This window comes from Ensifer sp. M14 (assembly GCF_003355565.1).
Lineage (GTDB): Bacteria > Pseudomonadota > Alphaproteobacteria > Rhizobiales > Rhizobiaceae > Ensifer.
In genome coordinates, this window is record NZ_QJNR01000013.1 from 1 (window position 1) to 10,989 (window position 10,989).

Below are 10,989 nucleotides of genomic sequence, written 5' to 3' on the forward strand. Positions count from 1 at the left end.
AACCAAATCAAAAGCCCGCCAGGTGAAAACCGGCGGGCTTTTTGACGTTCCGGAGTAAGCAAATGCGAAACAAAAAGCAGCCGAACGCCTACAAACCACGTCAGAATTCTGTAGAACGTCTGGCAAGCACGTCCAAAAGAAGAATGCCGGCAGCGCCAAGGGCAAGCCGAACTATTCCTGACCAATGCGCCGACGCGCCATCGCATCCCTCAATCCATTGTTGAGATTGAGACAATCGCAGATCGGCAGTCCAGGCACCCGCGCACAGGCACTTCTAGTGCGGCCCTGCTTTTGGAGTGGTATCAAGCAAATCTATTATCCGGGGACACGACATCAGGAGGTCGCACAATATGACGAACTCATCCGGGTCTTTTGGTGCGGCGGACAAATGAAACCAATCCGGGTTCTCTCCTCTTGGCGACCACACAAGCCGCTCCTCCAGGAGATAGACGCCGTAGACGACTTCAATTTCGCCGCCGGCGGCCAAGTTAAGACGCGAGCGCATGCCATATCCGGTCAGCGCCGCGTTCAGCGCGATCGCAACCTCAATCAGTGTGGTTCGATATCCCGGCCGGCGTACGACCTCTGTCCCATACACCCGCTCCAGCCAGGTTGCGCCAAGCTGGATGACGATCAGTATGCTGTCCAGGATCTGACGCAGATCCTTCTGCGTCATGATCTGCATGTATTTTGCTGGCTCGAGATAAACGTCGACGGCCGCCGAAACTGCCCCGCATCCACTGTGGCCGAGGACGACTATCGTGCGCAGGCTATCCTTGAGGTGATCAACCGCATAGCTCAGACTGGCCGTGACGTCGTCACCCAGACCATTGCCGGCCACCCTGACGACAAACAGGTCGTTCGGGCCTTCGGAAAAGATCAGCTCGACCGGAACCCGCGCATCGGCACAGCCGACAACTGCCGCAAACGGCTGTTGTTTGGGTGCCGCGCTACGCCCAGGAAGAAGGCCGACATCATGCGGGTCCACGGCGATGTTCAGCTTTGCGGGTGGCGATGTGGTCATCCGGTCAAGGAGCGCAGCGAAAGCCCGGTTTCCAGACTCGAGTCTCGACCGGGCGGCGTTCGCATCCGGTGGTAAGGGCCTATACACAGCATCGAACGCGAACCGGTATGTCACTTCGGCCAACCAGGTCGGATCCTCCTTCGAGGCGCCTCCGAGCAGCTTCTTTGCCATCTTGCAGTCTCCTTCGACAATGATCGAACCAGGGGCGGCAATGCAAATCGGTGATTTTCGACATTAACACTTTCACGCGTCGGTGCACCTCTAAAGCAAGCCGAGCGTGTCATACGGCCAATACCGGCGCTTGATGAATTAGATCCACGGGATTCCGTAGTTGGCCAAATCATGATTCTTCCAAGTGCGCCCGACGACAAATCGTCCTCAACATGGGCCCGCGGAGTAACGCTCAAGCCAAAATCCTCAAGCAACGCATTGCGCACCGCAAGGCATCGCCGCGGGCGGTGGGCATCTGCAAGGCTCGCCCGCTGACACGAGGAAATGCGCTCGGCCCTCATCTTCGGGCCGGCCGCGGCAATCGAAGCGCGGAATTCCGCTGGACGCAAGGCGAAGACGGTGTTCAGATTGTGTGGCCGGGGGATCTCCGGCATGGGGAGCATACGAGCCTGGGCTCGTTGGGCAGGGTTCGGCCGCTCCGACCAGGCACGCATCCGTGAGAGGGCAGCATCATGGTGTCGTTACCGCATGCCGACCAACCCATCCCGTCATCTTCCGGCACACTGCGCCTGGATATGATCGCCGGCCTGACGGCCGCGGCAGTGGTGTTGCCGAAGGCCATGGCCTATGCGACCGTTGCCGGCCTTCCCGTCAGCGTCGGTCTCTACACCGCCTTCGTGCCGATGATCGTTTATGCCCTGCTCGGCACCTCGCGGGTGCTCAGCGTCAGTTCGACGACCACCCTTGCGATCCTGACTGCGAGCGAGCTTGCGCTGGTCGTGCCCGACGGGAACCCGGACCGGCTGCTCGTTGCGGCTGCAACGCTGACAGCGCTGACAGGCCTGCTCTTGATCGCCGCTTCAGCCCTGCGTCTGGGTTTCGTAGCCAATTTCATTTCGTCGCCGGTGCTTACGGGCTTCAAGGCCGGGATCGGTCTGGTCATCGTGCTGGACCAAGTGCCGAAACTGTTCGGGCTGCATTTTACCAAGGAAGGTTTCTTCCGGGATATTTTGAACCTCGTCCAGCATCTGCCCGAAACGTCGCTCGTCACATTCGCGGTCGGAGTTACGGCGCTGGTGCTCCTGCTCCTCCTTGAAAGCCGTTGGCCGCATTCCCCGGCTCCGCTCGCTATCGTCGCCGCGGGCATAGCCGTTTCGTGGATGGCGGGTCTCGGCCCTGCCGGCGTCGCCACTGTTGGGTACATTCCCCAGGCTCTGCCTTCGCTGGTGTTGCCTGATATCAACATGATCCTGCAGCTCATCCCTGGTGCGTGTGGCATTGCCCTGATGAGCTTCACCGAGACGATTGCTGCTGGTCGGGCTTTCGCGGTTGCGGGTGAACCGCCTATCCGGCCAAACCGCGAGCTTGTGGCGACCGGCGCTGCCAATCTGGCTGGCGGGCTTTTCGGCGCGATGCCGGCCGGCGGCGGGACATCGCAGACGGCGGTGGTGCGCGCAGTCGGCGGGCGCACGCAAAAGGCCTCGCTTGTCACGGCGGCGACCGCGGCGGCGACAATGCTCGTTCTTGCACCGTTGCTCGGTCTTCTGCCGCAGGCCGTGCTCGCGGCCATCGTCATCGTCTATTCCGTTGGCCTGATCAGCCCGACCGAGTTCGCCTCGATCCGCAAGGTGCGCCGGATGGAGTTTCGCTGGGCGCTTGCCGCCTTCCTCGGTGTGCTTTTGTTCGGCACGCTCCAGGGCATTCTCGTGGCGATTACCCTGTCGCTTGTTGGCCTCGCGAGCCAGGCGGCAAACCCGCGCGTCCATGTCGTCGGCCGGAAACGCGGCGAAGACGTCCTGCGGCCGCTTTCGGCCGAGCATCCGGATGACGAAACCTTCGAAGGTCTGTTGATCCTGCGCCCGGAAGGGAGGCTCTTCTTCGTCAACGCCCAGCAGGTCGGCGACCGAATTCGCGTGCTGGCCAATGAACAAAAACCGCGCGTTCTGATGCTGGACCTCAGCCGTGTTTTCGACATCGAATACTCGGCACTTCAGATGATCGTCGAAGGCGAACGAAGCCTGGCGCGGGTGGGCATCAAGCTCTGGCTCGCAGGCCTCAACCCGGATGTGCTCGCCTATATCAGGACATCAGGGTTTGCCGACCAGCTTGGCCCCGACCGCATGTTTTTCAACACGCGCGCCGGGATCCGCCGCTACCAGGATAGCCTCGCGGCCGCGTCGTCACCGCCCGCAGAGGGTGTGGCGCCGACCTGACGTTTCGCAGAGTGCCTGACATCAGCTTTTCGCGCTTTCGGTCTTCTTGATTTAGGGTTGAGTCCCGTGGAGCGTCGCTACAACGAAGGAGTGGATCGTCCGATCCAGTTCGGTAAGTCATGACGCATCGATCGTACTTCAAGTGTATGAAAACAATACAAGAATATTCGATTTCTTTTGTGTTCGATGATCCGGTTAAAACTTCAGATATAATATTATTTTATACTAAATAACGCATTGCAACCAATGAAGAAGGGTGTATTCTCGCCAAAATAGCGATGAGAATTTGTACCAAGTCTCAATGAAAGGAACCTAGAGGGCAGGATCGATCGGGTTTTCTGGTCGGGAGAGGTCAGCCGCGGGAGATCCTATCGGTTTCTATCATCTATACTTGATAATAGTCAGATCTGATTCCCGATTTCCGAGTTGATGGGGGAAGAACTATGGTTGACTGGTTCGTAAACACGCTCCGTACATATCCCGAAATTGCAATATTTCTCTCACTGGCGCTTGGATATTACTTCGGCTCGTTCACGTACAAAGGCCTCGGCCTTGGTGCGGTGACGGCCACGCTGATTGCGGCCGTCATCATCGGGCAGCTCGGGATCACCATATCGCCACCGCTCAAGGCCACGTTCTTTCTGATGTTCCTGTTTGCGATCGGCTATGGCGTCGGGCCGCAGTTCGTACGCGGCATCGCCAAGGATGGCCTCCCGCAGGCCCTGTTCGCCGCGGTTGTCTGCGTCTTTTGCCTCGGTGCCCCCTTTATCGCCGCCAAGATCGCCGGATACGATGTCGGTTCTGCGCTCGGGCTCTATGCCGGATCCCAGACCATTTCCGCGTCGATGGGATTGGGAACGGACGCGATCAATCGTCTCGGTCTGGCACCGGAAGAGACCAAGCGGTTGCTGGACGCGATGCCGGTCGCCTATGCGGTCACCTATATTTTCGGCACGATCGGATCGGCCATCGTGCTGGCCCTGATCGGTCCCGCGCTCATGGGTATCGACCTGGAAGCGGAATGCAAACGCTACGAGGCGGAGCAGGGCGGCAAGAAGGAAGTGGGCGGGGCGGGAACCGCTTGGCATCACTACGAGCTGCGCGCCTATCGCGTCCGTGACGGAGGGCCGGTTATCGGCAAGACGGCACATGAAGCCGAATCCATGATCCCCGAGCAGCGGGTGTTCATCGAGCGTATTCGACGCGGGGGAAAGATCGAGGATGCGACGGCGGACACCGTGATCCAGGCGGGCGACGTCGTCGCCGTGGCCGGCCGGCGGGACGTGCTGGTAAGCCTGATTGGGCATGCGGCGGAAGAAGTCGACGACCGCGAATTGCTGGCAGTCCCGGTCGAAGGGGTCGATGTCCTTGTCACGACCAAGGAGGCGAACGGTAAGACGCTGGCCGAGCTGGCGCAATGGCCAACGTCCCGTGGCGTGTTCCTGCGCCGGATCGCCCGTGGCGCGACGGCGACGGAGATCCCGATCCTTCCGAACACCCAGATCCATCGCGGCGATATCCTGACGATCGTCGGGCGGACGCAGGATACTGCGGCTGCCGCCAAGGCACTCGGCGTTGCCGATCGTCCGAGCGACGTCGCCGATGTCGCGTTCATCGGTGCGGCGATTGCCATCGGCGCCCTGATCGGCGCGCTCGTCTACAAGGTCGGCGACGTGCCGTTCACGCTGTCGACGTCAGGGGGCGCGTTGATCTCCGGGCTCTTCTTCGGCTGGCTGCGCTCCGTGCGGCCGAAATTCGGACGGATACCGACATCGACGGTCTGGTTCATGAATTCGGTCGGCCTCAATGTCTTCATCGCCGTGGTCGGGATCTCGTCGGGCCCGGGCTTTGTTGCCGGTCTGCAGCAGCTTGGTTTCAGCCTGTTCCTTTGGGGCATATTCGCAACGACCGTGCCGCTGGTTCTGGCAATGTATGTGGGAAAATATGTGTTCCGGTTCCACCCTGCCATTCTCCTGGGGTGCTGCTCGGGCGCGCGCACGACGACTGCCTCCCTCGGCATGATCAACGATCGCGCCAAGAGCCAGATCCCCGGGCTCGGCTATACCGTCACCTATGCCGTCGGCAACACCCTGCTGACGATCTGGGGCATGGTGCTTGTGATGATGATGACCTAGAGCGTTTCCAGGGAAATTGCGCAGCGGTTTCCGTCAGGGGATGCGTGAAAACAAAGAGATAGTGCGTGTCTGCGATCTCGTTTGAATGGGAAACGCTCTGCCGGCGCGTCTGCTGTCGCGTCTTTTGAAGTGCGGAACGACGACATCCGAAGCCGGCTATCGAACTGTATCAGTCCCTTGTTGCGACCGGAATTGTAGCACTGAGTGAGAACCGCCGACCGGCGGCTGCGGGCAGCCTATTCGAAACTGAGTTGGGAGCGCGTGATGCCAAACAAGACCGCACATGTTGATCAGTTTCTGCTCGTCCATTCGGGTCGTGCCGACGACTGGCGCGAGATCACGACACTGGCAGACGCCTGGGCCGCCAACCGCGGCGAACGGGCAGCGCTGGAGGCGGCGATCGCCGCAGTCGCGCCGGCGGAGGAGTACCACGCCTATCCGGGTGGACGATTGCTTTCCGCGCTCTCGGAGCGCATCGCCACCAACGATGCTGGCGGGGCGGCAAAACTTGCGCGTCGCATCTCCAACGGGTTGCTCACCCACTCCTACCGCGGGCGCCCGAGCGAGTGGGATGTCCATGACGAAATGTCGGCGACCGAAGTGGTCGATATCATGCCTCCCGGAACCGGCGAAGCGGGTGGCCGCCGGCCCTATTTCGAAGTTCTGTTCGTCAACAGCCAGCCTGCCGCGCGGTGGGAATCGTTCGCTTCGGAAATTCGCAGGTTGCGCCGACGGGAAGATGCCTTCATCTACGAGCCCATCCTGGCGGGGTCTTTCGAGGATGCGCTCTGCGCCGCGGCATTGAACCCCGACATCATCTCTGTCGTCCTGGCCGAAGGCTTCCCCTACCGTTCGCGGCACGACGCGCCGGTGCTGCGTTCGGTGCTGGATCCACTGGGCGAGAAGGATAGCCCCGACATGTCGGCGCTTCGCCTCGCGCATGCATTAAAGCGGATCCGGCCGGAACTCGACGTTTACCTGCTCTCCGACCGCCAGGTTGAAAAGATTGCCGGAGACCCGGCGGCGGATGCCGTGCGGCGCATCTTCTACGCGGTTGAGGAGCCGCTTGAGATGCATCTCGCCATCCTTGAAGGTGTGCAGGAGCGCTACGAAACGCCGTTCTTCGACAATCTGAAGAAATATGCGCGGCGGCCCATAGGCACATTCCATGCCTTGCCCATCGCCCGCGGCAAATCCGTCTTCAAGTCGGACTGGATCCGCGACATGGGCGAATTCTATGGGCTCAACCTGTTCCTGGCGGAAAGCAGTGCGACCACGGGTGGTCTCGATAGCCTGCTTGAGCCAACGGGCAACATCAAACGCTCGCAGGAAATGGCTGCACGCGCCTTCGGCGCCGACCACGTTTTCTTCGTGACGAACGGAACGTCCACCTCCAACAAGATGGCCGTACAGGCGCTGCTGGCGCCCGGTGACATCGCGGTGGTCGACCGTAACTGCCACAAATCGCACCACTACGGCATGGTGCTGACCGGTGCACAGCCATACTACGTCGAAGCCTTTCCGATGACGGAGTATTCGATGTATGGCGCCGTGCCGCTCGCCACCATCAAGCGCGCGCTGTTGGCCTTGAGGGCGGAAGGACGCCTCGACCGGCTGAAACTGCTTGATCTCACCAACTGCACCTTCGACGGGCATATGTACAATGTCAGGCGGGTGATGGAGGAATGCCTTGCTATCAAACCCGACCTGATCTTCCTGTGGGATGAGGCCTGGTCCGGATTTGCCCGGTTTTCGCCGTTCCTGCGCCCACGCACGGCTATGGGTGCCGCGGGGGATATAGAGGAATGGCTGCGCGACCCGGCGTCCGTCAGTGCCTATGAAAAGCAGCGCGCCGACCTCGGCAAGGATCCCTCTGATGAAGCCTTGCTCGCCGCGCGGCTGATCCCCGATCCGCGTCTTGTCCGCCTTCGGGTGTACCAGACCAATTCGACGCACAAGTCGATGTCGGCGATCCGGCAGGGCTCCATGTTGCTGGTCAAGGATGTCGATTTCCACAATGTCGAGGCCCAGTTCCACGAGGCGGTCTTCACGCACGCCTCGACCAGCCCCAATCAACAGTTGATCGCCAGTCTCGATGTCGCACGCCGGCAGATGGAGCTTGAGGGTTATGGGCTGGTCATGAACGCGATCGAGATCGCGCTCAAAATTCGCCGGGCGGTCAACGAGCATCCGCTGATCTCGAAGTACTTCCGCGTCCTCGGGGCCGATGAGATGATCCCGGCGGCGTATCGGCAGTCGGGCTTCAAGGACTACCTGGCGCCTGGCTCCACCTGGGCCACAGCGATCAAGGCGATGAAAGAGGACGAGTTCTACCTCGATCCCACGCGCATGACGCTGGTGTGCGGAACGGCTGGTTTCGACGGAACCCAGTTCAAGGGATTGCTGGCGAACGAGTATGACATCCAGCTCAACAAAACGTCGCGCAACAGTGTGCTGCTGCAATCCAACATCAACAATACCCGCAGCGACATTGCGCATCTGATCCGTGTCCTGGTCGAGATCTGCCGTGGCATCGAGAAGCGGCTCGCCGATGGCGGGGAGGATGAGCGTGCCGTTTTCGCAGCGCGGGTTAAATCGCTGATGACCGATGTGCCCGACCTTCCCAATTTCAGTCACTTCCACGACGTGTATCGCGGCGATGCGGGGCGAACGACGCCGGAGGGCGACATGCGCGCCGCCTTCTTCAACGCCTATGACGCCTCGGTATGCGAATACGTGCCCCTTATCGGCGCCGAATGCGACCGGCGACTGAAGGAAGGACCGGACATGGTCTCCGCCAACTTCGTCATTCCCTATCCGCCCGGATTCCCGATCATGGTGCCGGGGCAGGTGCTGACGCAGGAGACGATCGACTTCATGCGCAAACTGGATGTGAAAGAAATCCATGGCTACGAGAAGGCGCGAGGACTGAAGCTGGTCAAGCCCGACGCCGTCGCCGCCCGAACGAAGCGAAAACCGGCGGCGCGTTAGCCCCGGGATGTCTGGGCGCTTGAGGGTCGACGTGCCTATCCCGTCGGTGGTCGCGGTCCGGTCCGCGGCGGTGGCATCTGCGACTTACTGGTATGCATGAGCGTATGGGGCCGACAATGAAGGCGTCGTCGCCTCGGATCGGGGGGATAGGGGAGCTAATCTGGACATGGTTTGGGTCGAGCAATTCCTGAGCAAGTACCCTGAGCTTTCGGTATTCCTTGCGATCAGCATCGGATATCTGATCGGAGGTTTTAAGTTCGGGGGCTTCAGCCTCGGGCCCGTGACCGGCTCGCTGTTTGCGGGCATCCTGATCGGGCAGTTCGCCCATGTGCCGATTGCCGGAATGGCGAAATCGCTGTTGTTCCTGCTGTTTCTCTTCGGTATCGGCTACTCGGTCGGACCACAGTTCCTGCAAGCCCTGAAGCGGGACGGAATGAAGCCGGTCCTGCTTTCAGTCGTCGTCTGCGTGACCGGGCTGATTATGGCTGTCTTGGTTGCCAAGATCCTGGATCTCGATCCCGGTTTTGCGGCGGGACTTCTCTCCGGCGCCCTCACCGAAAGCCCGGCGATGGGCACGGCAACAGAGGCGATCAATGCGCTGCCACTGCCTGAGGCGGATCGCGCGCGGTTTGTCGCGCACATCGCTGTGGCAGACGCTGTTTGCTACGTCTTCGGCGCGGTTGGCGTCATTCTGTTTTGCAGTGTCGCCGGCCCCAGGCTGCTTGGCATCGACCTCGTCGCCGAGGCGCTGAAGCTGGAAAAGGAGTACGGAATTACCCGCAAGGTGGCCGGCGTCTCCTCCGCCTGGCACAGGTTCGAGATTCGCGCCTATGAGGTAGCGGACGGCGCGCCAGTCGCCGGCTTGTCGATAGCCGCCGCCGAGGCGAAATTTCCGGAGCACAGACTTTTCATTCAGCGCCTGCGTCGGGGGGGCACGATCATCGAGGCCGCCCCGGAGGTTGTGATCAAGGCAGGTGACATCGTCGCGGTCTCCGGGACGAGGGAGGTTCTGGTCAGCGTCCTTGGGCCGCGCGCCGAAGAGATCGAGGACCGCGAACTGCTCGATGTCCCGGTATCGGTTTCCGATGTGCTGCTGACGAGCCCCGATCTCAACGGACGATGCATCGCAGAGGTCGCCAAGGAGGATTGGACACGCAGCGTCTATCTGCGCGCCATTACCCGTGGCGGCCAGGATATTCCCATCGCGCCAGGGATCACGGTGGAACGCGGCGACATTCTGCGCCTGGTGGGGCCGGAGGCCATCGTGTCGAGTGCCGCAAAGCGCATTGGCGTCGTGGTCGCTCCGACAACCGCGACAGACTTTTTGGTCCTCGGTCTTGCGATATTCCTTGGTGGACTAGTCGGCGTTCTCGTCACGTTTCCCATCGGTGACATGCGGATCTCGCTCAGCACCAGTGTCGGCACGCTCCTGGCAGGGTTGCTGGTCGGGCATCTGCGCACACGCTTCCCGCTCTTCGGCCGAATACCGGATGCCGCGGTGTCGCTCATGACATCGCTTGGTCTTGCCGCCTTCGTCGCCATGACCGGTCTTCATGCCGGACCTGTGTTTGCTTCCGCCATCGCCGAAGCGGGTATCGGGCTTCTGTTCGGCGGCATCATCGTCACCATGGTTCCAATGATTGTTGGCCTGTATTTCGGGCGCTACGTGCTTGGCATGAACCCGATCCTGCTGCTGGGAGGGCTCGCCGGGGCGCAGACCATGACAGCCGGTATGGCGGCCGTTCAGGACAGGTCGGGGAGCACTGTTGCCGTCCTTGGCTACACGCCGGCGGTCCCTATCGGCCATATCCTGCTCACGACCTGGGGAACGGTGATCGTCGGTATCGTCGCCGGATGAAAGACTGAAATTTCAATCAATCAGCGGCGACGCTGCGATAGGGCTAGAATTCGTAACAGACTTCCACAGTAAAGTGGCGAATACTGGCCGCGAATCAACAATGCGAATCGCCAATGATCTGAAAGGTGCCTTTGATGCGACAGACACAATACATTGTTCCGCCTGCACTTCTCATTGCTGCACTGGCGGTCGCAGGACCAGTGGCGGCGCAGGAGCCGGTAAAACCGGCGGCGCAACCTGCCGAGGCCAGCAAGGCACCGGAGCACTGGATCCCCAAGCTGCGCCTTGGCGACGACAATGCCTATTTCGAATTCTACGGCCAGATCAACAAGGGCCTGCTGATCTACGATGACGGCGGGCAAACGGATAATTATTTTCCGGTCGACAACGGCAACTCGTCCTCACGCGCGGGATTCCGCATCTACACCCTCATGGAAAAGGGCTGGTCATTCGGTGCCAATCTCGAATGGGAATGGAACCCCTACTCAACCACCAATGTGAACCAGTTGAACGAGGATCACTTTGATTGGGGGACTGACCTTCTGCGCAAGGCGGAAATTTACCTCGACTCGAAGGAATACGGAAAGTTCTGGTTCG

6 protein-coding genes are annotated in these 10,989 nt (G+C 60.7%); 5 read left to right on the plus strand and 1 reads right to left on the minus strand.

Annotation, left to right across the window (positions count from 1 at the left end):
* Window positions 1-274: 274 nt before the first annotated feature.
* Window positions 275-1,195 carry a carbonic anhydrase gene (locus BLJAPNOD_RS28040; RefSeq protein WP_077505972.1) on the minus strand — a complete coding sequence of 307 codons (921 nt, stop codon included), beginning with the start codon at window positions 1,193-1,195 and terminating at the stop codon, window positions 275-277.
* 512 nt (window positions 1,196-1,707) lie between these two features.
* On the opposite strand from BLJAPNOD_RS28040, the gene BLJAPNOD_RS28045 reads away from it, so the two are divergent.
* The 5 genes from BLJAPNOD_RS28045 to BLJAPNOD_RS28065 form a co-directional block, all read left to right on the plus strand.
* Window positions 1,708-3,408: a SulP family inorganic anion transporter gene (locus BLJAPNOD_RS28045; protein ID WP_115422243.1), complete on the plus strand. Its 1,701-nt coding sequence runs from the start codon at window positions 1,708-1,710 to the stop codon at window positions 3,406-3,408.
* A 443-nt stretch (window positions 3,409-3,851) separates the two neighbouring features.
* Window positions 3,852-5,543, plus strand: coding sequence for an aspartate-alanine antiporter (gene aspT / locus BLJAPNOD_RS28050; protein ID WP_115422244.1), 1,692 nt, complete (start codon window positions 3,852-3,854; stop codon window positions 5,541-5,543).
* Window positions 5,544-5,807: 264 nt separating this feature from the next.
* A complete protein-coding gene (locus BLJAPNOD_RS28055; protein ID WP_115422245.1) occupies window positions 5,808-8,534 on the plus strand; it encodes a decarboxylase in 2,727 nt (908 codons plus the stop codon).
* Between the two features lie 166 nt (window positions 8,535-8,700).
* Complete coding sequence (gene aspT / locus BLJAPNOD_RS28060) at window positions 8,701-10,392, plus strand: aspartate-alanine antiporter (RefSeq protein WP_115422246.1); 1,692 nt, start codon at window positions 8,701-8,703, stop codon at window positions 10,390-10,392.
* Window positions 10,393-10,526: 134 nt separating this feature from the next.
* Window positions 10,527-10,989 (plus strand): porin (locus BLJAPNOD_RS28065; RefSeq protein WP_115422247.1); only part of this gene is annotated, 463 nt, incomplete at its 3' end.

Excerpts from the sequence above, each read along its gene's own strand:
- BLJAPNOD_RS28040 (WP_077505972.1), bottom strand. The coding sequence starts at position 1,195 with ATGGCAAAGAAGCTGCTCGGAGGCGCCTCGAAGGAGGATCCGACCTGG.
- BLJAPNOD_RS28045 (WP_115422243.1), top strand. The coding sequence starts at position 1,708 with ATGGTGTCGTTACCGCATGCCGACCAACCCATCCCGTCATCTTCCGGC.
- aspT (WP_115422244.1), top strand. The coding sequence starts at position 3,852 with ATGGTTGACTGGTTCGTAAACACGCTCCGTACATATCCCGAAATTGCA.
- BLJAPNOD_RS28055 (WP_115422245.1), top strand. The coding sequence starts at position 5,808 with ATGCCAAACAAGACCGCACATGTTGATCAGTTTCTGCTCGTCCATTCG.
- aspT (WP_115422246.1), top strand. The coding sequence starts at position 8,701 with ATGGTTTGGGTCGAGCAATTCCTGAGCAAGTACCCTGAGCTTTCGGTA.